This is a genomic window from Curtobacterium sp. KBS0715 (assembly GCF_005938005.2).
Lineage (GTDB): Bacteria > Actinomycetota > Actinomycetes > Actinomycetales > Microbacteriaceae > Curtobacterium > Curtobacterium flaccumfaciens.
Genome location: NZ_VCCA02000001.1, coordinates 797,121 through 822,467 on the forward strand (window position 1 = coordinate 797,121; position 25,347 = coordinate 822,467).

General features: G+C 69.3%; 14 protein-coding genes. 4 read left to right on the forward strand and 10 right to left on the reverse strand.

The features are described from left to right. Nucleotides 1-19: 19 nt before the first annotated feature. The 6 genes from atzF to ppk2 all read right to left on the reverse strand — a co-directional run bounded on the left by atzF (nucleotide 20) and on the right by ppk2 (nucleotide 9,728). Nucleotides 20-1,804, reverse strand: coding sequence for an allophanate hydrolase (atzF, locus tag FFG40_RS03975; protein WP_260678783.1), 1,785 nt, complete (start codon nucleotides 1,802-1,804; stop codon nucleotides 20-22). Then, complete coding sequence (uca, locus tag FFG40_RS03980) at nucleotides 1,801-5,499, reverse strand: urea carboxylase (RefSeq protein ID WP_221935152.1); 3,699 nt, start codon at nucleotides 5,497-5,499, stop codon at nucleotides 1,801-1,803. The genes atzF and uca overlap by 4 nt, the downstream gene beginning before the upstream one ends. Then, nucleotides 5,496-6,200, reverse strand: coding sequence for an urea amidolyase associated protein UAAP2 (locus FFG40_RS03985; RefSeq protein WP_138802319.1), 705 nt, complete (start codon nucleotides 6,198-6,200; stop codon nucleotides 5,496-5,498). Before FFG40_RS03985 ends, uca begins: the two co-directional genes overlap by 4 nt. Continuing rightward, nucleotides 6,200-7,039, reverse strand: coding sequence for an urea amidolyase associated protein UAAP1 (locus FFG40_RS03990; protein WP_111032603.1), 840 nt, complete (start codon nucleotides 7,037-7,039; stop codon nucleotides 6,200-6,202). Before FFG40_RS03990 ends, FFG40_RS03985 begins: the two co-directional genes overlap by 1 nt. Before the next feature lie 15 nt (nucleotides 7,040-7,054). Next, on the reverse strand, nucleotides 7,055-8,647 hold the full coding sequence (locus tag FFG40_RS03995; protein WP_138802320.1) for an APC family permease: 1,593 nt from the start codon (nucleotides 8,645-8,647) through the stop codon (nucleotides 7,055-7,057). 172 nt (nucleotides 8,648-8,819) lie between these two features. Then, entirely contained in the window at nucleotides 8,820-9,728 is a 909-nt protein-coding gene (ppk2, locus tag FFG40_RS04000) for a polyphosphate kinase 2 (protein ID WP_138802321.1), read from the reverse strand. Nucleotides 9,729-9,905: 177 nt separating this feature from the next. Between ppk2 and FFG40_RS04005 the strand changes: the two genes are divergently transcribed. Beyond that, nucleotides 9,906-10,265, forward strand: coding sequence for a UBP-type zinc finger domain-containing protein (locus FFG40_RS04005; RefSeq protein WP_071404761.1), 360 nt, complete (start codon nucleotides 9,906-9,908; stop codon nucleotides 10,263-10,265). Nucleotides 10,266-10,283: 18 nt separating this feature from the next. Here the strand turns inward: FFG40_RS04005 and msrA are convergent, their stop codons facing one another. Next, the gene (msrA, locus tag FFG40_RS04010) at nucleotides 10,284-10,805 is read right to left on the reverse strand and encodes a peptide-methionine (S)-S-oxide reductase MsrA (RefSeq protein ID WP_111024046.1); all 522 of its coding nucleotides are present in this window, start codon (nucleotides 10,803-10,805) and stop codon (nucleotides 10,284-10,286) included. Nucleotides 10,806-10,987: 182 nt separating this feature from the next. On the opposite strand from msrA, the gene FFG40_RS04015 reads away from it, so the two are divergent. Then, a complete protein-coding gene (locus FFG40_RS04015) occupies nucleotides 10,988-11,362 on the forward strand; it encodes a hypothetical protein (RefSeq protein ID WP_138802322.1) in 375 nt (124 codons plus the stop codon). Between the two features lie 12 nt (nucleotides 11,363-11,374). On the opposite strand, the gene FFG40_RS04020 is transcribed toward FFG40_RS04015, so the two are convergent. The 3 genes from FFG40_RS04020 to FFG40_RS16995 form a co-directional block, all read right to left on the reverse strand. Further along, entirely contained in the window at nucleotides 11,375-14,605 is a 3,231-nt protein-coding gene (locus tag FFG40_RS04020) for a LamG-like jellyroll fold domain-containing protein (RefSeq protein ID WP_185974076.1), read from the reverse strand. A gap of 239 nt (nucleotides 14,606-14,844) precedes the next feature. Next, the gene (locus FFG40_RS04025) at nucleotides 14,845-18,021 is read right to left on the reverse strand and encodes a LamG domain-containing protein (RefSeq protein ID WP_143882743.1); all 3,177 of its coding nucleotides are present in this window, start codon (nucleotides 18,019-18,021) and stop codon (nucleotides 14,845-14,847) included. A 949-nt stretch (nucleotides 18,022-18,970) separates the two neighbouring features. Further along, the gene (locus tag FFG40_RS16995; protein ID WP_185974077.1) at nucleotides 18,971-19,375 is read right to left on the reverse strand and encodes a hypothetical protein; all 405 of its coding nucleotides are present in this window, start codon (nucleotides 19,373-19,375) and stop codon (nucleotides 18,971-18,973) included. A 2,071-nt stretch (nucleotides 19,376-21,446) separates the two neighbouring features. Between FFG40_RS16995 and FFG40_RS17000 the strand changes: the two genes are divergently transcribed. Further along, nucleotides 21,447-24,710 (forward strand): putative toxin, encoded by a 3,264-nt coding sequence (locus tag FFG40_RS17000; RefSeq protein WP_185974078.1) that lies wholly within the window; start codon nucleotides 21,447-21,449, stop codon nucleotides 24,708-24,710. Beyond that, complete coding sequence (locus tag FFG40_RS04035; protein ID WP_138802326.1) at nucleotides 24,710-25,312, forward strand: HEAT repeat domain-containing protein; 603 nt, start codon at nucleotides 24,710-24,712, stop codon at nucleotides 25,310-25,312. The genes FFG40_RS17000 and FFG40_RS04035 overlap by 1 nt, the downstream gene beginning before the upstream one ends. Nucleotides 25,313-25,347 lie beyond the last annotated feature (35 nt).

Here is a 25,347-nt window from a genome sequence, read left to right on the forward strand (position 1 = left end):
TCCTGACAGCCGGTGTCCGTCACGACTGCTCCCGGTACGCGCGCCAGCCGCCGTGGTGGGTGATGTCCTCGGCCCCCTGGACCGCGAACGGCTCGACCAGGAACCCGGTGACCTCGGTGCCGTCGTCGAGCGCCACGGTGCCGATCGCCATCGGTGCCGGCAGGGCTGCGACGAAGGTGCCGAAGCCGGCGGCGGGCAGGCGCCAGACCTCCCCGACGATGCCCGAGCCCGAGCCCGGCGCAGCAGCGCCGGACGCGACCGGACTCACGCGGACCAACCCGGGCTTGGGCGGCACCGTGTCGAGGGCGTACAGCCGGTAGTCGGACGCGGTGCGGGCCTCCCGGACGAACGATCCGCCGGACGCGACCAGCTGTCCGTTCAGCGGCTGACCGCGCAGGTGCGCCCCGACGACCAGCAGGTCGACGGTCGGAGCGGCGAACGCGGCCGCCAACGCCGCCAGGCGCCGGTCGGTGAACGCCGGACCGGTGAGCATGACGCCGAACGGCAGCCCGTCGACGAAGCCCGCTGGCACCGCGAGTGAGGCCATGTCGAGCAGGTTCGCGAAGTTCGTGTACCGACCCATCCGGCTGTTCGCGCCGATCGGGTCGGCCGCGACCTGCTCGAGCGTCGGGTGCCAGGTCGTCGTCGGGGTGAGCAGGGCGGTCGTGCCCTCGAGCGCGGCGCGACCCGCTGCCCCGAAGGCGTCGAGTCGTTCCTGGTCGGCGAAGAGCTCCGCGGCGGTCGGCCGTGCGCCACCGAGCACGATCGCGGCGACCGACGGGTCGAGGTCGGCACCGACCTCGTCGCGGTGGGCCTCGACGTGGGCGCCGACGGCCGCGTACCGCTCCGCGACGAACGCGCCGTCGTAGAGCAGCGACGCGGCGTCGAGCAGGGGTGCGATGTCGACCTCGACCACCTGGTGTCCGAGCGCACGGAACCGGTCGACGGCCGCGGCGAACGCCTCGGCCCAGCCGGGTGCGAGCCCCTCGAGCTGCGACGGCAGCGGCACCGCGATGCGCGGGACGGCGGGCAGGTCGGCAAGGGCGAGGTCGGGCCGCGCGAGCGGGTCGACGCCGTCCGGACCGGCCATCAGCTCGGCCGCCGTGCGCGCCAGGTCGAGCGACCGGGCGAACACCGTGACGCAGTCCTGCGAGCGGCAGGCGGGGACGACCCCGGTGTTCGGCACGAGCCCCTTCGTCGGCTTCACCCCGACCAGGTTGCCGAGCGCGGCGGGCACCCGGCCTGACCCGGCGGTGTCGGTGCCGAGCGCGAAGTCGACGATGCCCAGGGCGACCGCCGTGGCGGAACCGCTCGACGAGCCGCCGGAGATCCGCGTCGGGTCCCAGGCGTTCCGGACCGCACCGAAGGGCGAGCGGGTGCCGACCAGGCCGGTGGCGAACTGGTCGAGGTTCGTCTTGCCGACGACGACGGCTCCGGCGGCGCGGAGCCGGGCGACGGCGGTGGCGTCGGCGGCGGGTTCGTGGGCGTAGGAGCGGGCGGCTGCGGTGGTGGGCAGGCCGGCGACGTCGATGTTGTCCTTCACGGCGAACAGCAGGCCGGCCAGGGGCAGCGTCGGGTCGACGGCTTCGGCCTCGGCCAGCACGTCGGTGCGGTCGCGCAGGGTGATCCAGACCTCGGGCCGGTCGACGGCGTCGATGCGGGCGAAGGCGTCACGGACGCGGGCCGCGGCGGACGTCGTGGCGGCCGCGGTGGCGGCGGTCGGGCCGGTGCTCGCCGCGCCGATCCCGCTCACGGCGGCGCTCGCCGCGCCGATCCCGCTCACGCCGGCGCTCGTGCCGCTCACGCTGCCGCTCCGATCGCGGCGAGGACCTGGCCCGGTGCGACCTGGTCGCCCGGCTTGATGTACACCTCGAGCACGTGGCCCGGCACCGGTGCGTGCACCATCGACTCCATCTTCATCGCCTCCACGGCCAGCAGCTTCTGCCCCTCGTCCACGCGGTCACCCGGGCGGACGTCCACCTGCCACACGGTCGAGGTGAAGGGGGCGTACACGGCCGTCGACCCCTCGGGCACGGTCACGGCGTCGGCCACCACGGCGGCCGGCTCGTCACGGACGTCGAACTCGCCCGATGCCCGCCACCGCTCCTTCTCCTCGCCGAACGCCTGCGCCTGCTGCGCCCGGAAGTCCGCGATGGACCCGGCGTTGTCGGCCAGGAACCGGTTGTACGACGCGATCGAGAACTCGCCCTCGACGGTCTCGAACGAGCCCCGTCCGGCGTCCGTCTCGGCGCGCAGCTCGAGCAGCTCGTCGGCACCGACCGGGTACCACTCGATCCGGTCGAAGAACCGCAGCGCCCACGGGTTCTCCTGGAACAGCCCGCCGCGGCGGAACCGGTTCCAGATCTGCACGGTGCGGCCGACGAACTGGTAGCCGCCCGGACCCTCCATGCCGTAGATGCACAGGTACGCGCCGCCGATGCCGACGGAGTTCTCGGCGGTCCAGGTGCGGGCCGGGTTGTACTTCGTCGTGACCAGGCGGTGCCGGGGGTCGAGCGGGGTCGCGACCGGGGCGCCGAGGTACACGTCGCCCAGGCCGAGCACCAGGTAGCTCGCGTCGAACACGGTGCGGAAGACGTCGTCGACGCTCTCGAGCCCGTTGATGCGACGGATGAACTCGATGTTCCACGGGGTCCACGGGGCATCGTTCCGGACGCCGTTCATGTACCGCTCGATCGCCAGGCGGGTGGCCGGGTCGTCCCACGACAGCGGCAGCTTCACGGTGCGCGACGGCACGACGAGCTGGTCGGTCGGCGGGATCTCGTCCTCGAGCTCGCGGAGCAGCCCCGCCACGTCGCGCGCCTTGAGCACGGACGCGTCGGTGTGCACCTGCAGCGAGCGGATGCCCGGCGTGATGTCGAGGATCCCCTTCGGCGTGTGCTCCTGCAGCTTCGTCATGAGCGCGTGCACGCGCATCCGCAGGGCGATGTCGAGCGTCATGTCGCCGTACTCGACGAGCACGTTGTCGTCGCCGTCGCGTCGGTACGCGACGCTCGGCCGCACGTCGGTCGCGTCCATGCGGGCGATCACGCCGTCGTCGCCGTCGCCTCCGGTGCGCGGCACCGTCCTGGAGGCCCGGTGCGCGTCGAGCGCGGCGGCGTCGGCTTCGCGGACGGGGACGAACCGGACCGTGTCACCCGGTCGGAGCTGGCCCAGCTTCCACAGGTCCCCACTGGCGACCACGGCGGGGCAGACGAAGCCGCCGAGTGACGGTCCGTCCGGTCCGAGGATGATCGGGGTGTCCCCGGTGAAGTCGATCGCACCGACCGCGTACGGGGTGTCGTGGATGTTCGACGGGTGCAGGCCGGCCTCGCCGCCGTCGGTCCGCGCCCACTCCGGCCGCGGGCCGATGAGCCGGATGCCGGTGCGCGCCGAGTTGTGGTGCACGGCGTAGTCGGTGGCGTAGAAGACGTCGAGGTCGGCACGGGTGAAGAAGTCCGGCGCGGCGTGCGGTCCCTCGGTGACGGCGATCTCCCACGCGTCGGTCAGCGCGGTGCGGCGGTCGGCCGGGGTCGGACCGCCCACCAGGCCCAGACGGGTTCCGGACGGGAACGCCGGGTGCGGGGCGTCCGAGTCCGGGGAGCCCGGGCGCAGGACGTCGCCGGCGAGCAGGGCCCGACCGGCGTGACCGCCGAAGCCACCGAGCGTGAAGGTCGCGGTCGAGCCGAGGTAGGTCGGCACGTCGAAGCCGCCCCGGACCGCCAGGTAGGTGCGGAGGCCCGGACCGGGGGCCGTGCCGATCGCCAGGGTCTGGCCGGCGCTGACCTCGACGGGCTCCCACAGCGCCACGGGTTCGCCGTCGAGGGTGACCGGCGCCGGCGCACCCGTGAGCGCGACCACCGCGGCGGCCGAGAACCGGAGTGTCGGGCCGGTGGCGGTGACCTCGAGCGCGGGGGCACCGTCCGGGTTGCCCACGGCGCGGTTCGCCTCGGCGAAGGACGCCGCGTCGAACGGGCCGCTCGGGGGGACGCCCACCTGCCAGTACCCGACCCGGCCGGGCAGGTCCTGGATCATCGTCATGGTGCCCGGGGCGACGACGTCGATGCGCGGGTCCGGGTCCTCGGTCGCGTCGAGCGTCGAGGTGGAGTGCGTGGCGGTGCGGAGCTCGAGGTCGTCGGTCAGCGCACGGAGGAGCCCGGCGTTCGTGACGATGCCGTCGATGCGGGTGGCCGCGAGCCCGTCGCGCAGCAGGTCGAGCGCGTCGTCGCGGGTCTCCCCGGTGGCGATCACCTTGGCGAGCATCGGGTCGTAGAACGCGGAGACCTCGGAGCCGGTCTCGACCCAGCCGTCGACGCGGATGCCGGTGCGCTCGCCGGATGCCGTGGTCGCGCTCGGGAACACGGCCTGGGTGACGAGGCCACTGGAGGGCAGCGAGCCCTTCGCCGGGTCCTCGGCGTAGACGCGGGCCTCGACGGCGTGGCCGTTCGGGGTCCAGGTGCGGTCGAACACGTCGGGGTCGATGCCGGCGGCACCGTCGCGGGCCAGGCGGAGCATGAGCTCGACGAGGTCGACGCCGAAGACTTCCTCGGTGACCGGGTGCTCGACCTGCAGGCGGGTGTTCACCTCGAGGAACGACGCCTCTTCGCGCACCGGGTCGTAGACGAACTCGACGGTGCCGGCGCTGCGGTACCCGACGCTCTCGGCCAGGCGGCGGGCGGACGCGTGCAGCTCGGCGCGGACGTGCTCGAGGAGCGCCGGTGCGGGGGCTTCCTCGATGACCTTCTGGTTGCGGCGCTGCAGGGAGCAGTCGCGGTCGCCGATCACCGCGACGCGGCCCTCGCCGTCGCCGAAGAGCTGGACCTCGACGTGCCGGGCCGGCCGCACGAGCCGCTCGAGGAAGATGCCGGCCGACCCGAAGTTCGCGGTCGCCAGGCGGACGACGCTCGTGTAGGCCTCGCGGACCTCGTCGAGGGTCGAGCAGGCCTGCATGCCGATCCCGCCGCCGCCTCCGGTGGCCTTGAGCATGACGGGCAGCCCGATGCGCTGGGCCTCGGCCACGGCGTCGTCGACGCTGGCGAGCAGCCCGGTGCCGGCGAGCATCGGGACCCCGGCGGCGGCGGCCAGCTCGCGGGCGGTGTGCTTCGCGCCGAACCGGACGATCTGGTCGGCGGTCGGCCCGACGAACCGGATGCCGGCGTCCTCGCAGGCGCGGGCGAAGTCGGTGTTCTCGGACAGGAACCCGTAGCCGGGGTGCACGAGTCCGGCGCCGGTGTCCTTCGCGGCCTGCACCACCGCGTCGATGCGCAGGTACGAGTCGCGGGCGGGTGCGGGTCCGAGCCGGACGGCTGTGTCGGCCTCGCGGACGTGGGGTGCCGCACGGTCGGCGTCGGAGTAGACGGCGACGGTGCGCATGCCGAGCGCCTTTGCGGACCGGATGATGCGGCGGGCGATCTCACCGCGGTTCGCGACGAGGACGGTGTCGGTGCTGAGGGGGGTCTGGTTCACGGTGGCGGTCCCGGTGGGGTCGGGCGCGGCGGTCACGGCTGGACCACGATCATGCGCAGCGGTGTGCAGGAGAAGTCGTTGCAGGGGTTGTTGATCTGCGGGCAGTTCGAGACGACGACGAGCACGTCCCGCTCGGCCCGGATCGCGACCCGCTTGCCGGGGGCGCTCATGCCGTCGACGATCCCGAGGGCGCCGTCGGCCTCGACCGGCACGTTCATGAACCAGTTGAGGTTCGACACGATGTCGCGGGCACCGAGTCCGTGGCGGCCGGCCTCGGCCAGGAAGTTCTCGCGGCATCCGTGCTGGTACCGGGTGTGGTGCCCGTACCGCAGAGTGTTCGACTCCTTCGAGCACGCGCCGCCGATGGTGTCCTGCCGGTCGATCTCGTTCGCGACGACGGTCATCAGCGGGTGGCCCTCGTTCGACATCAGCACGGTGCCGGTCCGGACGTACGCGTTGCCCTGTGCGGCGAGGGTGTCCGGCACGCTGTACCGCTCGTCGGGGTCGTGGGCGTCGTAGAGCAGGCAGTCGGCGCTCTGGTTGCCGCCGACGTCGACGATGGTGAGCACCTGACCGGCGCGGACCACGGCGGACCACGGCGCGAGCGGGGCGACCCGGTCGTCACGGACCACGGCGCCCGGCACCAGGGACTCGCTCCAGTCGAGGGCGACGTCCGGGTCGTGGACGGCTCCGACCGGGACGGTGGAGGTGGGGGTGTGGGTCGTCGTGTCGGTCATCACAGGCCTCGGGCTTCCGCGTGGTCGATCGAGTTCAGGTAGGCGCGGGTGAGCTCCGGCGTCGCGGTGAACCGCTCGTCGGCCGCGGTCGTCGGGGCGCCGCGCCAGGCGTGCACCCGCAGCGGTCCGACCAGGTAGTCCGGGCGCGGGTCGATCGGGTGCGCGACGTTGGCGACCAGGACGAGCAGCGGCAGCTCGGCGACGAGCGTGACGTGGGTGCCCGCGCCGGCCGAACCGGTGAAGGTCATCGCCCCCTCGGCGTCGATCCGCACGCCCTGGAAGAACGAGATGCTCGGCGGCAGGTCCCGCTTGGTGAGCCCGTGCTTGGCGGCGGCCTTCGCGAACAGCGACCGACCGCTCGGGGTGCGCCCCTCGGGTGCCGCGTCGCCGTACTTCCGCTCGTTCCAGGCGTCGGTCGAGGTGCCGCAGAACGCGTCGTGGTGCCCCGAGGTGTCCTCGAGCACGGTCGCGAGTGCCCGGCCGTCCCCGCTCAGCAGCGGCGAACCCTGGCCCAGGTACGCCTGCCACGGGATCTTCTGGGTGTCGGCGACGTTGAGCCGCTCCCACGGTTCGAGCGCGTTGAACACCAGGACGTTGGCGCAGGCCTGACCCGTCGGGTCGTCGAACCGCAACCGTGACCCGCGGGCCAGCACCTTGTGGGTGTACCCGCCCGGCGCCACCGTCTCGGCCCAGACGAGCTGTGCGGGGTCGACGCCCTCGGGGGCGAACGGTGACGACGATGCCGGCAGGTACGGCATGTACTCGGACTGCGAGCCGGCCTGGGCGCGTGCGTCGGACCGGGAGGCGAGCACGCTGTCGGTCTGGTGGAGGTCGCGCATGGGGTTCCTTCCGGATCAGGCTTCGACGGAGGCGGGGACCGAGGCGGTGGTGGGCACCTCGGCCAGGGTGATCGGCCCGTGCGTGCGGTGCCGCCAGCTCGACCACGCCCAGCCGACGAGCAGCACGCCGCCGATGAACAGCAGGGCGCTGTACTGCAGCCACCACGAGGTGCCGGTCAGGTCGTAGATCTCCGGCCGGGGCCAGATGAGGTTGATCGCCATGCCGATCTGGAACGCCACAGCCAGGGCGTTGAGCGGGATGCCCCAGCGACCGAGGGTGAACAGCGGCTTGCCGTCCTCGTCCACCCCGGTCGGCAGCCCGGTACGACGGAGCGTGATCCGCTGGACCAGCAGCGGCCCGGTGACCCCGAGGTAGGCCAGGTAGAGCATCGCGATGCACAGGCTCGACAGGGCGGTGAAGATCGCGGACTGCCCGATGTTGACGGCGAGGGCCAGCCCGGCGCCGACCCCGACGACGATCGACGCGGCGATCGGGGTGCCGGTGCGGGGCGAGACCCGGGCGAGGGTGCGGTGGAAGGGCAGCGCCTTCTCGCGGGCCATCGAGTAGACCATCCGGGCTCCGGCGGTCTGCACGGCGAGGGTGCACGCGAAGACCGCAACGGCGACGGTGCAGAGCAGGAGTCGCCCGAAGACGTCGCCCAGGGTCGAGGTGATCACCCAGGCGAGGCCCTGCGTGGCGAGCTTGCCGTCGGTCAGGCTCGGGGCGGCGACGAGGGCGCCGATGATGAGCAGCCCGCCGCCGAGGCCGGAGACCGTGAGTGCCCGGACGATCGTCTTCGGGGTGGTCCGGCGCGGGTTGTGGGTCTCCTCGGCGAGCTCACCGGCCGAGTCGAAGCCGACCATCACGTACGCGGCCATCAGCGAGGACGCCAGGAACGCCCACACGTACGGCTCGGTGCTCGTCGACCCGGTGGTCGTGAACACCACGGAGGCGCTGCGGTGCGGCAGGAGGAACAGGGCGCCGATGAGCACGACGACGCCGATGATCTCGATGAGCACGCCGAAGCTCGTCACGCGGGCCATCAGCCGGACGCTCGTGATGTTCACGATCGTCGTCACGGCGAGCATCACCAGACCGAGGACCACCGCGTTCGCGGCACCGGTCGGCGACGCGACGGACGGGTCCGCGCCCGGACCGCCGACGACCTGGAACCCGTCCCAGATCGCGGGGAGCACGGCCTGCACGGCGATGGCCGCCACCGCGACGGTGAGGATCTGGCCGATGATCATCGTCCAGCCGGTGAACCACCCGAACCGGGCTCCGGCCAGGCGGCTCGACCACTGGAAGATCGCGCCGGAGATGGGCCAGCGGGCCGCGAGCTGCGCGAAGTTCAGCGCGACGAGCAGCTGGCCGCCGAAGACGAGCGGCCACGCCCAGAAGAACGCAGCACCGCCGAGCCCGAAGCCGAGTCCGAACAGCTGGAAGACCGTGGTGAGGATCGAGACGAAGGAGAAGCCCGCCGCGAAGGAGGAGAACGAGCCGACCCCGCGGTGGAGTTCCTGCTCGTAGCCGAGGCGGGCGAGCCCCTGGGTGTCGACGTCGGACGTGGCGCGCGGTGCGTGGAGCGGTGCTTGCGGAGAACGCATGACTGCAGACCTTTCGCGGAGTACCTGTCGGGTGACAGGTAGTGCGACAAGTGTCTTGCGGCCCTGTGTCGTCGCCGTTGCCCGTCTGTTTCGAGTGCGTGACGGCAGGCCTCGGCGTGTAAACGTTCCGAGTCGGCGGGCGGATCAGCGGCGGGGGATCACCGGCGGGGGATCACTCGACGTCCACGTCCCGCTTGCCGCGGCGGACGATGAGCGGGTCCGGCTTGCCGATGACGTCGGCGGCCTTGTCCGGGTAGTCGAACTGCGTCAGGAAGTACCGCATCGCGTTGAGGCGCGCGCGCTTCTTGTCGTTCGACCGCACGATCGTCCACGGCGCGTAGCGCTTGCTCGTCCTGGTGAACATCGCGGTCTTCGCCTCGGTGTAGTCCTCCCACCGGTCGAGCGACAGCAGGTCGATGTCGGACAGCTTCCACCGCCGCACCGGGTCGAGCTGGCGCATCGCGAACCGGGTCCGCTGCTCGCGCCGGGTCACCGAGAACCAGAACTTCGTCACGTGGATGCCGGAGTCGACGAGCATCCGCTCGAACTGCGGCACCTGGGTCATGAACGACTCGTACTCGTCGTCGCTGCAGAACCCCATCACCCGTTCGACGCCGGCGCGGTTGTACCAGGAGCGGTCGAACAGGACCATCTCACCCGCGGCCGGCAGGTGCTGCACGTACCGCTGGAAGTACCACTCACCACGCTCGCGCTCGGTCGGCTTGCTCAGCGCGACGACCCGCGAGGTCCGGGGGTTGAGGTGCTCCGTGAACCGCTTGATCGTGCCGCCCTTGCCCGCGGCGTCACGCCCCTCGAAGAGCACCACGACCTTCTGGCCGGTGTCCTCGAGCCAGTACTGGCACTTCAGCAGCTCGATCTGCAGCAGGTACTTCTGGTACTCGTACTCGTCCCGCGGCAGGCGCTCCGAGTACGGGTAGTCGTCCTGCCAGGTGAGCACCGGGTTGCCGTGCGGGTCGATCAGCTCCGGGTCGGCCGTCTGGCCGTCCGCGACGCTGTACCCCTCGGTCCGCAGCTGTTCGATGTACTCCCGCAACGGCTGCGAGTACGGCGCTGTGTCCACGGTGTCCTCCCTCTGCGAGCCGATCGGCTGTCGGCCCCAGGGCCATCCTGGCCCGGCCACCCGCACGACCGCCCCACGCCTCGCCCTGGACGCGACCCGATGACGGCCTGGAGGCGCGGTGCGGGCCCGCCCCGTGCCTCCCGACCGCATGTGGCCCTTCACAGGCATGATGGGGCCATGACGGACCAGGCCGAGATGATCCACCCCGAGATCGCACCGAGCGGAGACGGGTGCGTCGAGTGCGACGCGACCGGCTCGTGGTGGGTGCACCTGCGCCGCTGCGCGGCGTGCGGCCACGTCGGCTGCTGCGACGACTCCCTCAACACGCACGCGACGCGGCACTGGGAGGAGACCGGGCACGCGGTCATCCAGAGCTACGAGCCCGGCGAGACCTGGGCGTGGGACTACCGCGACGACACCCGCTCCGAGGGGCTCGAGCTCGCGGCCCCCACCAGCCACCCCGTGACGCAGGCAGTCCCCGGGCCGGCGGATCGCCTTCCCGGGGACTGGTTGGAACTGCTCGGCGGATCGCGCTGATCCGCGGCGGTCGTCAGGTCAGACGGCCGCGGTCGCCTCGTCACGGTGCGGGAGCTTCCAGCCCGGACGCACGAAGTGGCAGGTGTAGCCGTGCGGGTTCTTCTCGAGGTAGTCCTGGTGCTCGTCCTCGGCCTCCCAGAACGGGCCGGCCGCGGTGACCTCGGTGACGACCTTGCCGGGCCAGATGCCCGACGCGTCGACGTCCGCGATGGTGTCGAGCGCGACCTGCTTCTGCTCGTCGGTCGTATAGAAGATGGCCGAACGGTAGCTGCGACCGATGTCGTTGCCCTGGCGGTCCTTCGTCGACGGGTCGTGGATCTGGAAGAAGAACTCCAGCAGGTCCCGGTACGAGATCTGGGACGGGTCGAAGACGATCTCGACAGACTCGGCGTGGTCGCCGTGGTTGCGGTACGTCGCGTTCGGCACGTCGCCGCCGGAGTAGCCGACGCGGGTGCTGACGATGCCGGGACGACGACGGAGGAGCTGCTGCGCTCCCCAGAAGCATCCGCCGGCGAGGATGGCGGTCTCGGTGGTGGTCATGGTGGCCTCCTGGGCTCTCGTGTCACTGGCTGCGACACCGTGTGGTGCAACCGGCAACAGGGACGATCTGTTCCCGTCGTCAGGTCCGCTGTGGGGCACGGACCCACCCGGGTGTGCGGTCGGTACGACTCGACCCTACGAGTCCGTGCTCCGTGTCGCCCCTGCGGTACGGTCGGGCTCACATGAAGCGGTCATCCATCGACGAAGTCCAGCGCCGTCCACGTGGTTGGTGGCTGCTCGGACTCGCGTTCTGTTTCCTCGTGTTCCTCGAGGTGTTCGCGGCGATCGGCTCGCTGCCGGGGATGGTCGCCGCGCAACTGGAGCAGTACACGCCCTGCGCTTTCGACGTGACGTTGCAGTGTTCGTACGCCGTCGGGGAGACCGCGCAGTTCCTCGTGCCGCTCCTCGCACTCGTCGTCGCGATCACGACCTGGGTCATCGGGGCGTCTGGTGCTCCCACGGTGCGGCGACAGGTGCTGGTACCCACGATCGGCCTCGTGGTCATCGTCCTGATCTTCGTGCTCGGCGTCGTCGCGGTCAATCTGTCGATCAGGTGATCGTGCCCCGCTTCAGTACGCGTAGGTGCCCTGCACGGAGTACACCCGGAGCTGGGTCATCGTTGCGACACCCTGGCTGATCGTCGGCATCGCGATCGCGCCGGTCCAGGTGTCCGACGGGCCGCCGCTGCTGACTGCGCCACCGACGCGGAGCCCCCCGGTGCTCGCCTGCTCGTCCGCGCCCAGGGCGTGGTAGGCGACGCCTTCGCCGGCAGCGTCGTGGTTGACCACGATCCGGATCTGCTGGTTGTCCGCGTCCCAGACGCCGGTGACGAACGTCCACTGGTCCGTCAGCCCCCGAGTCCGCGCTGGTGACACGCACGTGCCGCTCGTCAGGTCGGGCTGCGACTTCACGCAGAAGCGGTAGTCGTCTCCCGCCCACTGCAGGTAGAAGACCGACCCGGTCGGTCCGTCCATCGACACGGCCGTTCCGTACCGACCCTCCTGCGCCGCCGACGGTTTCATCCAGGCAGACACCGTGTAGCTCTTCGTCGTGTCGATCGGCGCTGAGGCGGTGCGGTTGAAGCCGGAGAGGGCAGCCCAGTAGCCGAGGCTCCACTTCTTCGTCTTGCCCTCACACGCGGTGTCGCGCGACAGGAAGTAGTCCTCACCGGACAGGCACTGGAAGACCTCGGCTGACCCGTTCCACTTGGCCGGGACGTCCGCTGCCGTCTTCCAGGCGTACCCGAGCGCCTTGGGCTTGCCGTCCGCACCGACCTGCATGGTGAAACCAGATGGGCACGCGCCGGTGACCGTGGCCGTGTAGATGCCACTCGTGCAGGTCTTGACCTGGATCATGTTCGACGGGACGTCGGCCGACGGCCCGTAGACCTGCAGTCCGCCGAGCCCCATCTCGTAGGTCTTGCCGGTCGCAGACGTCGAGTGCGCACCCCCACCCTTGTAGCGGTTGACGCGAACCACGTCGTCCTGCTCGATGGAGGGGGCCCCCAACGGGATCGCCCCCACGTCGAGTGGCGTCGTGCTCGTGGTGGGGTCGAGCGTCAGCGCTTGCGCTGCCCGTGCGCCGGTACCGGCGTACGAGCTGTCGTCGCCGATCACGGTCGGCGAGGCGACGGTTCCGCGACCCGACACCGATTCGCCCTGCTGGCCCGACCAGGCGTGTCCTGCGTTCGAGGGACCGGTACCGACACGGGGATCGTCATCTGCGGCCACGCTGTTGCCGGGGACCACCAGGCCGTCCCTGCCGCTCCCGGCGTACGCGGTCGAGACGTTGGCGGCCTTGTCGATGCTCTTCACCCACAGTCGACTCGTGCTGTCGGACGGTGTGAAGCTGATCTTCGCCGTACCGCTGGCATCTGCGCAGACGTAGACGACGATGCCGTCCCGGAGGTCGCACGAGTGGTACCCGGTCGCGGTGGACACCGCTTCCGAAACCGGCTGGACCGGCTGGAGGCTGCCGCCGTCGGAGAGCCAGTACTGGAACCCGCGGATGTCCTTGTCCTTGGTGCTGGCGGTCACCGTGGCGGTCACCTTCGTGCCCACCCTGTACGAGGCGGGCAGCCCGGAGACGGTCGGAGGGTTCGGCACGGTGCTGTCGGAGGAGAAGTAGCACCAGCCCGTCCAGCCGCCCCAGTCGGTACCGTCGTTGCTCTTCGCACGGAACATGTAGTGGCCGTCAGCGAGGGCGCCCTTCGGGATCTGGACGCTCTGGGGCCCTGCGCTCGTCAGGTCGACGCCGTCCGACCAGGCGATCGTGTCCGGGTCGTCGGAGCGCATGACGTGGAAGGTCGTGCGCACGAGTCCACCATCGGGATCACTCGCCTTGACCTGCAACGTGATGGGCTGGGCTGCGTTGTTGACGAACGCGCTGTTGGCGTCACTCGTGCCACAGGCGCGCGTCGGACTCGTGATCGTGATGCCGCTCGGCGTGTTCGGCTTGGTGTTGTACTCGATGGTGAGTGTGGCGTTGTAGGCGAAGTGTTTGCGGCTGAGGCTGCCTTCGGTGGGGGAGCGGAGGCCGATCTGGAGGGTGTTGCCGGCGGTGGCGGCGGCGCCGCGGGTGACGTCCCAGCCGACGGCTTTGCCGGGCATGGCGCAGCCGGCGACGCTGGGGATCTCGGCGTCGGAGATGTGGTCGCGCCATTGGCCTTGGTTGGCTTGGTCGTCGTTCCAGTTCTGTCCGGGTGTGACGTTGCCGTAGCGCCAGGCCTGGACGGTGGCTTCGCCGCAGCTGTAGTTCGCGATGGCGTTGAAGTGTGCTTCGGTGATGTGTTTGCCGTCGAGGGGGCCGAGGTTGAACTGCCAGAACGCGCGTGACATGAACGTCTTGCCGTTCTCGACGGCGTAGCCGACGCTCTGGTAGCCGTTCGCTGCCTGGCCGTTGAGGTAGGACTGGGTGGGGTAGGCGATGTCGTCGAACCAGAGTGCGTTCTGACCGGAGGACCAGTCGGGGTCGACGAACACGGGGAACGTCGGTGCGGTGTCGGTTGCGTCGGTGACGTCGAGCGTGACTGCGGTGGTGGTCGTGGTGTGCTCGAGGGGGGTGGCGCTGCCTGCGCCGCCGGGGCCGTCGGCATCGCCGCCGTCGGAGGAGTCCCACCAGGTCGGCTTCGACGACTGCAGGGTGGATCCATCGGCCGCAGTCGCTGTTGATGCTGTCGACGAGGTCGAGACGGTGGCGCCGTGCATCTGCAGCTCGACCTGTTGCAGGTCCGGGTTCGTGGCAGCTTCTGGCGTGTTGACGACGAGCACTTCCGCCATGCCTGACGGTGTTGCGGTGAGGCGCAGGTCGACCTCGGGCAGGACGTCTGCGTAGGTGGCTGTGGCGCCGTCGATGGTCGGCGAGGGCAGGGTGCCGCCGGCGGGCCAGGACTCGCTGACCCAGGCGCCGGTGTCGGTCTGGACCTGTGCGAGGGTGTCGGTGCCGCCGCGGGAGAACCGGACGTGGGTGTCGGTGGCCTTCGGTGCGATCCAGGACTGGTCGACGGGAACGAGGTCGGTCTCGACGGGGATCCACTGCCCGGCCTGCTGGGTGCGGACCGGGATGGTGTCCTGTGTCACGGTGAACGAGCCGTCCGGGTTCGCCGTGAGCAGGCTCGTCGGGGTGGTTTCGTCCGAGACGGTCACGCCGTGGTCGTGGGCCTGCGCGATCTCGGAGGCGTCCGCCGAGGTCGCGGAGGACTGGCTGTCCGCGATGGTCGGTGTGGTGGTGGCGGACCCGTCGGCGAACGCGGGTGCGCCCGTCGTCGCGAGCAGACCGAGCACCAACGCTGATGTGGCCACTGTCGCGACCACGGTTCTGCCGTGCGGCATTGAACCCCCTGTGAACATCCCGAGCGCGAACTGCGCGAGCACACCGTAGCGAGACCCCGAACCCGGCGAAGACCCCCGAACACGGCACACCACACAGCCACGAGGGGATCCCCGCCCCGCTCAGCCCCGAGAACTCGGCGATGCACCGTCGGAGAGACCCGCGCCGTCGTCCTGTGAACATCCACTCAGCACGCGGCGCGGATCAACCGTCAGTAGCGGTAGCTCCCGGAGGTCATCAAGTAACGCAGCTGCGTCCGGGTTGCGACGCCCTGGGTGATGGACGGCATCGCGATGTCACCACTCCACGAATCAACGGGCGCTCCGTCGCTGACACCGCTGCCGAGGAGCAGGCCGCCGCTGCTCGACCTCTCGCCTGCTCCGAGCGAGTGACCGGTCACGCCCACCCCGGACGACGACGCATTGACCATGATCCGGACCTGGTTGTTCGCGGGGTCCCAGACACCCGTGACGAAGGCCCACGTGCCCGGGGACGCGGACGTCTGAGCGGGACTGGTGCAGTCGACGGACGGGGTGTCGGTCTGTTCCTTGACGCAGAAGCGGTACTTGCCGTCGACGTACTGCAGGTAGAACGGCGAATTGGTCTGTCCGTCGAGGGACATCGCCGTGTTGGTCTCGTCGACGGAGGTCTTCGAGGGCCGGAGCCATGCGGAGACCGTGTAGCTCTTCGTCGTGTCCACGATGGGACCCGAGGTCGTGCTGGTCCCTGCCGCGGCGAAGAAGCCGAGGTCGCTGTCCTTGGTGAAGCCTTCGCAGTCCGGGTCGATGGAGGTGAAGTAGTCGACGTCGCCGTGCACGCACCGGTACGCGTGTACGGGCTTCGTCCCCGTGGGCACATCGGCCGCCACCGTCCACGAGTAGCCGAGCTGCACACCAGAGTCGCTGCAGGCACGTCCGGTCGTCATGTCGCCGACCGACGTCGGACACGACCAGAGCAGCCGACTGTGCGAAGGCGCGGGTGCGGCGGGGCTCAGGAGTTCGCCCAGCGTGGACTGGAAGTCCTTGCCGGCTCGCGTGCGCGCTGTGACGGCGATGTGACCGTAGTCGCCGTAGTAGCGGTTGATCCGGACGAGGTCGTCTTGGTGGACACGCGTGGCGTCGAACGGACCGGCGTACCCGGTGTCATCGATGGGGCCGCTCGTGACCGCGCTCGGGTCGAGGGTCAACGACCGGGGGCTGGTCGGGGTCGATGCTTCGTCGAGGAGGACTCTTCGTGATCCGGAAGTGCCGTCGCCTCCCACGTGCCCTGAGCTCCCCGTCCAGGTGTGTGCAGCGCTCTCGCTGTCGACGGTGGGATCGGAGTCCGCCACGATGGGCCAACCCTGGTTCGAGGTGTCCGGGGATGCCGCGGTGACGGAGACGTTGCCGGCCTTGTCGATGCTCTTCACCCAGAGAACGCTGCTGTTGTCGGTCGGTGCGAACCGGATGGTCGCGGTCCGCGAGGACGTGGCACACACGTACGTCACGATCCCGTCGTGCAGGCCGCAGTCCGGGAACCCGATGGCAGTGTTCGCTGCGGCCGTGACCGGCTGGATGTCCGAGCGAGAAGCGCTCACCCACCACGCGAACCCGGCGATCGACGCGTCCGTCGGTGTGGTGGCGGTGACGGAGGTCGCGACCCCGACGGTGTGCGGCTTGTCCACACCCGTCACCGAAGGAGCCTTCGGAGGAGTCGAGTCGGAGTGGATGTAGCACCACGACGACCAGTCGCCCCACTCGCTGTCGTCGTTCGAACGCGCGCGGACAGCGAAGTCCCCGTCGGGCAGGTAGCCCTTCGGCAGGACTGCCGTCTGCGTTCCCTGTGCCGCTCGGACCGAGACGACTCCGTCACCGACGTGCGTTGCCAGGTCCGACGCCTTGTACACGTAGAACTTCGTCGCGAGGTTCTCCCCGTCGGGATCCGAGCTCTGCACCGAGAGGGTCAGGCTCTGCGCATCGTTGTTGATCCATGCGGCGGAATCAGTCGAGTCCCCGCACGTGCGGGTCGGTGAGGTGATCCGGAAGTGCGTCGGGGCGTTCGGGACGGTGTTGTACTCGATGGTGAGTGTGGCGTTGTAGGCGAAGTGTTTGCGGCTGAGGCTGCCTTCGGTGGGGGAGCGGAGGCCGATCTGGAGGGTGTTGCCGGCGGTGGCGGCGGCGCCGCGGGTGACGTCCCAGCCGACGGCTTTGCCGGGCATGGCGCAGCCGGCGACGCTGGGGATCTCGGCGTCGGAGATGTGGTCGCGCCATTGGCCTTGGTTGGCTTGGTCGTCGTTCCAGTTCTGTCCGGGTGTGACGTTGCCGTAGCGCCAGGCCTGGACGGTGGCTTCGCCGCAGCTGTAGTTCGCGATGGCGTTGAAGTGTGCTTCGGTGATGTGTTTGCCGTCGAGGGGGCCGAGGTTGAACTGCCAGAACGCGCGTGACATGAACGTCTTGCCGTTCTCGACGGCGTAGCCGACGCTCTGGTAGCCGTTCGCTGCCTGGCCGTTGAGGTAGGACTGGGTGGGGTAGGCGATGTCGTCGAACCAGAGTGCGTTCTGACCGGAGGACCAGTCGGGGTCGACGAACACGGGGAACGTCGGTGCGGTGTCGGTTGCGTCGGTGACGTCGAGCGTGACTGCGGTGGTGGTCGTGGTGTGCTCGAGGGGGGTGGCGCTGCCTGCGCCGCCGGGGCCGTCGGCATCGCCGCCGTCGGAGGAGTCCCACCAGGTCGGCTTCGACGACTGCAGGGTGGATCCATCGGCCGCAGTCGCTGTTGATGCTGTCGACGAGGTCGAGACGGTGGCGCCGTGCATCTGCAGCTCGACCTGTTGCAGGTCCGGGTTCGTGGCAGCTTCTGGCGTGTTGACGACGAGCACTTCCGCCATGCCTGACGGTGTTGCGGTGAGGCGCAGGTCGACCTCGGGCAGGACGTCTGCGTAGGTGGCTGTGGCGCCGTCGATGGTCGGCGAGGGCAGGGTGCCGCCGGCGGGCCAGGACTCGCTGACCCAGGCGCCGGTGTCGGTCTGGACCTGTGCGAGGGTGTCGGTGCCGCCGCGGGAGAACCGGACGTGGGTGTCGGTGGCCTTCGGTGCGATCCAGGACTGGTCGACGGGAACGAGGTCGGTCTCGACGGGGATCCACTGCCCGGCCTGCTGGGTGCGGACCGGGATGGTGTCCTGTGTCACGGTGAACGAGCCGTCCGGGTTCGCCGTGAGCAGGCTCGTCGGGGTGGTTTCGTCCGAGACGGTCACGCCGTGGTCGTGGGCCTGCGCGATCTCGGAGGCGTCCGCCGAGGTCGCGGAGGACTGGCTGTCCGCGATGGTCGGTGTGGTGGTGGCGGACCCGTCGGCGAACGCGGGTGCGCCCGTCGTCGCGAGCAGACCGAGCACCAACGCTGATGTGGCCACTGTCGCGACCACGGTTCTGCCGTGCGGCATTGAACCCCCTGTGAACATCCCGAGCGCGAACTGCGCGAGCACACCGTAGCGAGACCCCGAACCCGGCGAAGACCCCCGAACACGGCACACCACACAGCCACGAGGCGGAGTTCGCCCGGACCGGCGGGCATGGCCGGGAGGGTGATAGTCCTCACAGCTGCAGAGGCGCGAGGCCCGGATCTCCGCGGATCGAGCCCGGGTCACCCGCGTTCGGGGGGCACCTGTCTATGTGTTCCCGATCGATACGATCCGGAAGCCGTCCACGGAAGCTCCGCGCGCGGCCCTGAACCGAAAACTGGGGGACTCGTGCATCGAGCAGCTGTAACCGTTCGCTTTGCGGTCGAAGGCGCTGACGCGTGAGCCGGCACCGTTCACGGCCGCAGACCCGTCAGCGCCTGAGGACTCGAGCATCGATCGCCCTGATCGCAGTCGTGGCGGTCACCACCTCCGTCTTGACCTACGTCAATTCCGGCGATTCGAGCATCGTCGCTGATCTCGGGACCTCCGTTTCGGGTCGCCATGCGCGTGCGATCGACCAGCACGTCCAGGCGTCGTCATCGAAGACGGTCACGACTCCGACGAAGCACCTGACGGCGAACAGCTGGGATCTCTCCCTCGGTGGGGAGCTGCCGGGGACTGGCCTCGTCACCTCTGCTTCCGCCGGGGGGACCGCAGCACGGGTGAGCGGGGCATGGCGCGCGCTCGGTGACACGGGACTCGAAGTCGCCGCCGCACGTGCCGACACCTCGACCGGTGTCCTCGAACACGTGACCGCACGGGTGGCCTCTCGTGCCGCAGCGAAACACCAACACCTCCAAGGCATCGTGATCAAGCTCACACGCCCGACGACCCGGAAGAACGCTGCTCCCGTCGCGGTGAAGGTACCGACCAAGCTGCTCGCACAGCAGTTCGGTGCGGACTACGCACACCGCACACGCTGGGTGCAGCTGGACGGCGACAAGCCGTACTCTGCGGCAGCGGCGGTGCCGGTGGCAACGTTGACCTCGGCGAAGAGCGTGGTCCTGACACCGATGCTCGCTGCTCGCACGGTGACCCTCGCCGCAACGAGTGCGACGGCGTCGAGCAGTGGCTCGGGGAGCTTCTCCGCAACGTCCATGAAGGAATCCGGGTCGTGGGACGTGTCCGCGCAGACCGGAGACTTCACCTGGCAGTACCCGATGACGGCTCCTGCACCGCCGGCAGGCCCGAGCCCCAACATCGCGCTTGCGTACGACTCGCAGAGTGTCGACGGCGAGACCGGCTCGACGAACAACCAGCCCTCGGCCGTCGGAGACGGGTGGGACCTCGCGGCGGCCGGCTCCATCGAGCGCCGGTACGTGCCATGTTCCCAGGACGACGGTGCGTCCGGTCCGGTGAAGACCTCCGGTGACCAGTGCTGGAAAGCGGACAACGCGACGCTCTCCCTCGCTGGCCACAATGCGGCGCTGGTTCGCGACAAGACTTCCGGAACGTGGAAGATGCAATCCGATGACGGGTCACGCATCGAGCACCTCGTCGGCACCGGATCCGGTTGCTCGCCGAACGGGACCTACGACACCGACTGCTGGCGCGTCACGACGACCGACGGAACGCAGTACTACTTCGGGAAGAACCAGCTGCCTGGATGGGCGTCCGGAAAGGCCACGACCAACTCGACCTGGACGGTGCCGGTGTTCGGGAACGACGCCGGGGAGCCTTGCCATGCGTCGACGTTCGCTGCGTCGTCCTGCACACAGGCGTGGCGATGGAACCTGGACTACGTCGTCGATGTCCATGGGAATGCCGAGGCCTTCTACTACGACGCGGAGACGAACAGCTACGGCAAGAACGGTTCGGGTGCCACCAGCTACGTCCGAGGCGGCCAGCTCGATCACATCGACTACGGACTCACTGCCGCCACTGTCTACACGGCCAACGCCGCGAGCGGACGAGTCACCTTCGGCTACAACGCGTACGGACGGTGCAGCGACTCAACCCACGCAAACTGCACGAGTGAAGCCATAACAGCTGCCGCGACGAAGCCCGCGAAGCCGACCTACTACCCGGACGTGCCGTGGGACCAGTTCTGCACGTCGGCATGCACCGCCACCACTGTCCCGAGCTTCTGGACCGATGGCATGTTGGACACGGTGACGACAGCGGTGCGGTCGGGATCTTCCTACGCGACCGTCGACAAGTGGACGCTGTCGCATTCGTTCCCGTCGCCGGGAGACGGGACGAACGCTGCGCTGTGGATGACGCAGGTGCAGCACACCGGGTACTCAGGGAGCAGCTCGCTCACCGAGCCCGCCGTGAAGTTCGGCGGCGTGGCGATGCAGAACCGGGTCTGGGCGGTCGATGGCCTCGCGCCGTTGGACAAGCAGCGAATCTCGTCCATCACCTCCGAGACAGGTGCTGTGACATCCGTCAACTACTCGGGCCAGGACTGCACGCCGGCAGAAGTCCCGTCGCTCAAGGGCGACTTGGCGAACAACGTGCGGCGGTGCTTCCCGCAGTGGTGGACGGGCAACGTCGTTCCGGCGCAGGAACCGAAACTCGACTTCTTCCACAAGTACGTCGTGACGAGTGTCGTGGATGATCCCCGCACCGGTGGGGGCAACGACCGGCCGCACGAGACGAGCTACGCGTACACCGGCAAGCCGGCATGGCGCTACTCGAATACGCCGTTCGTGCCGTCGAAGTACCGGACCTGGTCGAACTACGCTGGCTACGACACCGTAGAAGTGCGCGATGGCGCCAAGTCCTCGCCGGCCGATCAACAGGTCACCGCGTACGTCTTCTACCGGGGGCTCGACGGCGACAGGGCTTCCGACGCGGGTGGCACCAAGTCCGTCGCGGTGACCGGAGCGCCCGGAGTGGACGATTCACCGTGGCTCGCCGGACGGACGCGTGAAACGGTCGTCCGGGCCGGGGTCGGCGGAGCGGTCATCTCCACCACGGTGCAGACTCCGTGGTCTTCGTCGGTCCTGGCGGACGACGGAACGCTGCAAGCTCGTCGTGTCGACGAGGGCACCTCGAGGGTGACGGAGCCGACTTCCTCTGGGGCGACGAGGTCAGTGGTCACCTCGAAGGACTACGACTCCCACGGTGAGGAGATCCAGGAAGAGACGCGGAGTTCCGACGCTGGGTCGACCTGCTCGACCACGACCTACGCTCCGGCGAACACGACCACCTGGCTGGTCGGCGTACCGCTCGAGGAGAAGGTCGTCGATGTCCCGTGCGACACGGAGACGCCCGATGTGAGCGACGTCATGTCGGATGTTCGGACGACGTACGACAACGATGCGCTCGGCGCCGTCCCGACGCGCGCTGATCCGACGAAGGTGGAGACCGTCTCGTCGTACTCCGGGTCGGTTCCGGTGTGGACGAAGGCCACTGCTGCACAGTTCGACGCGATGGGCAGGGTGACCTCCTCCACTGACGAGATCGGGCGGACGACGGCGACGACCTACACACCGACGACCGGCGGCCCGGTGACGGCTGTGACCACGACGAACGTCAAGGGCTGGAAGCACACGGAGACGCTGGAGCCGGGGCGGAACTCGGTCCTGAGCGTGACCGACTTCGACGGCAGCGTCACGACGGCGAGCTACGACCCGCTCGGTCGGCGGACCCAGGTCTGGATGCCAGGACGGGCGAAGGCTGCTTTTCCTTCAGCGCCCAACTACGCCTACGCCTACACCGAGTCCCAGACTGCCCCTCTCGCCGTGGCGACCACCTCGCTCAACGCGACCGGAACGACCACCGCCTTCACGCTCTACGACGGGCTCGGCCGGCAAGTGCAGACGCAGCGCCCGTCGAGTTCCGGGGGCAGCGTCGTCTCCGACACGGCGTACGACAGTCAAGGCCGACCCACCTTGGTGAACAACGACTACTGGTCGAGCGGAAGCGCTCCGTCCAACAAGCTGTTCCTCCCCGTGAGTCAGCAGCAGATCCAGTCCAGCGTCGAGACGCAGTACGACGCCGTCGGCCGTTCCACGGCGGAGATCACGTCTTCGTACGGGGTCGAGAAGTACCGTACGACGACCCGGTACTCCGGTGCGGACGAAGTGGACGTCCTCCCGCCGGCAGGGGGGACGCCGACATCGATCTTCACGAACTCGCTCGGCAAGAAGACGACCTACCGTGAGTACCTCGGTGCGTTCGGTTCGACCGAGCGCCAAGACACGCGCTACACCTACGACGGGCGCGGTGCGCTGAGTTCGATGCAGGACCCGGCGGGAAACCGGTGGTCGTGGTCCTACGACGTGCTGGGCCGTCGTGTCGCAGCGAACGATCCAGACGCTGGCTCGTCCACGTACGCCTTCGATGCCGCGGGTCGCCAGACGAGCAGCACCGACGCGCGCGGCGTGACGTTGACCACGCAGTACGACGACCTCGATCGTGAGACCGCCCGCTACGTCGGTGGCACGAACGGCGCCATCGACAGCTCGTGGACCTACGACTCTGTCAAGATCGGACAACTCAGTTCGAGCACGCGGTACGTCGGTTCCACTCCTGGTCACCCTGGGAGCGCCTACACGACCTCGATCGGAGGCTACGACGGTTCCAACCAGCCGACCGCGCGCACGGTCAGCATCCCGGCTGATGCTCCGGCTTTCGGGGGAACCACCTACACGACGAAGCAGGCCTACAACACCGACGGATCGCTCGCTTCGGTGACCGCTCCCGCGATCGGGGGTATCGCTGCGGAGCGCTCCACCTACACGTACAACGCACTGGGGGCGCCGAGCAGTCTCGCGGGCATCAAGAGCTACGCCGGACTGACGTACGACGCGCTCAACCGGGTCGCACAGGTGGATCGTGACGGCACCGTGGTCAACACGACGGCGTACACGCGCGATGCGGCCACCGGCGCGCTCACCGGGATCCTGGATCAAACCGGGACGGGTTCGTCCACGGTCGTCCAGGCGAAGCGGACCTACACGAGGAACGCTGCCGGATCGATCACGTCGACGTCGACGACGGGCGCAGCGGGGAGCGAAATCCAGTGCTACGCGTACGACTCCCTGCAGGAACTGACCGAAGCATGGACCCCGACAGCGAGCTGTGCGAATGATCCCGTCGTCGGCGGTCTCGGTGGCGCGAGCCCCTTCTGGAACTCGTACGAGTACGACACGAAAACCGGGAACCGGACTTCGGAAACGAAGCACGTGGCCAGCGGTGACGTCGTCTCCAGCTACTCCTATGCATCGCCAGGGTCCGCCCACCCGCACGCCGTGGAGCAGGTTGCCAAGGCCACAGCCGGATCAGCTGTCGAGAACTCGACCTACGATTACGATCCCGCCGGCAACACCATCCAGAACGACGACCTCTCGTTGTCGTACGGCGCCGACGGCAGTGTGTCGTCGATCCAGTCCGGCTCGGGGCAACAGCAGGAGATCTACGACGCCGAAGGAGCGCTCCTGCTCCAGATCGACCCGGTCGATGGCGCCGCGCTCTTCCTCGGTGACACCGAGCTCAGGCAGGAGCCTTCGGACGCAGAGCCGAGAGCCACGCGCACGTACGCCCTCGCCGGCGTCCTGATCGCAGAGCGTTCCGTCGAACCGACGGGTCAGGTCGTCAAGGCCCTCGACAGTGACATCGACGGGAACGCCGACCTGGAGAGTTCGGTCTCGGACGGCAAGGTTGTCCGACGCTGGTTCGATCCGTTCGGCAACCTGCGCGAGCCCTCGCCGACGTGGGGATCGAAGCGTGGCTTCCTCAACGCACCCGTGTCGGACTTCTCCGGGCTCGTGCAACTCGGAGCGCGTGCCTACGATGCGTCGCTCGGACGATTCCTGTCGGTCGACCCGGTCTCCGGGACGGACAACCCTCGTCAGAACAACGCGTACGGGTACGGTGCGAACGACCCCGTCAACAACACCGACGCGACCGGCGAGTGCTACCTGGCCATCGGCGGAGGCGGCAACTGTGGCGGTGGGGTGGAGCACGTCAACCCCCACGCTCCGAGCGGTATCAACCACGGCGCGAACGGCCGTGTCTGGGTGACCATCCCGCGCCGACCGTCTGCACCCCGGCCGGCAACGACCTACACGTACGTCAGCGGTGTTCGCATCGCGCAGCCCCAACCGGTCGGACCGTACTCGAACTTCGAGGTCTCCAGGAAGCAGGCACTGGCAGGCGAGGCGCGCACGCAATGGGCCGCCTGGCAGCTCGGTCAGCTCCTCGACCTGTTCAACGCCCTTCCCCTCGAGGGGACTGCGGAGAAGGGCGCGGCCGCTGTGGGCATGGCCGGGGCAGGGGGGCGTGCTACTGCAAGGACCTACCAGCTTGCGCAGGCTCGCGCGGATGCAGAGGCGGCGGCGGAGGCGGTTGCGTCCAGGCTGGCCGCGAACGCAGCGAAGGGCAGGTCCGGGGAGGCATGGGCCGCCGATTACCTCCAGATGGACAAGAACTCAAAACGGTTCGATGCGCCAAGCGGGAAAGTCGCCTATCGTATCCCCGACTTCTTTGAGGAAGGCAGCAGTCTCAGCGAGGTGAAGAACGTTTCGTACCAGGGATGGACTTCGCAGCTGCGTGACTTTGCCGAGATCGCGAAGCAGGAAGGCGTGACCTTCAACCTGTATCTCCGAACGAACACCACCCCGTCTCCGCGGCTCCTGGAGGCGCAAAGACAGAAGCTGGTCAAAATCCACCAAGTGCTCCCGGGGTCCTGATGCCGCTCACACCAGAAGAAACTGCCGAGCAGTCGGCGATCCTGGCCGACCTCCGGGCGCTGGGGTACGACTTCCGGAGCCTGTCCGCCTTCGCTCAGTCGGGTATCCGGTACAAGGACGCGGTACCGACGCTGCTCGAGTGGCTGCGGAAGGCGCGGACGCCGACGATGCAGCGGGCAGTCGTTCGTACGCTGACGAACCCATCGGCAAAGGGTGTAGCTATGCCCGCGCTGATCGATGCGTTCCGGAACTTCACCGACGAAGCGGGTACGCGCTGGGCGGTGGGGAACTCGATCGAGACCGCGTACGTGGACACGTACTTCGACGATGTGGCGGCGCTCGCGCTCGATCCACAGTACGGCCGTGCTCGCCAGATGGTGGCCCTCGCGCTGGGGAAGTCGAAGCGGCCCGAAGCGGTCGACGTCCTCCTGCAACTCATGGACGACCACGACATCAGCGGGCATGCGGTGTTCGCACTGAGCAAGCGGCCGAACCCCCGAGCGCGCGAGGCCCTGGAGGAGAAGTTGACCGACGACCGCCCGTGGGTGCGGAAGAAGGCTGCGCTCGGGCTGCGGAAGATCGGGGTGGAGCCCGCCGTCTGACGGACCGGAGGCGCGGTGTCAGCTGGCACCGCGCC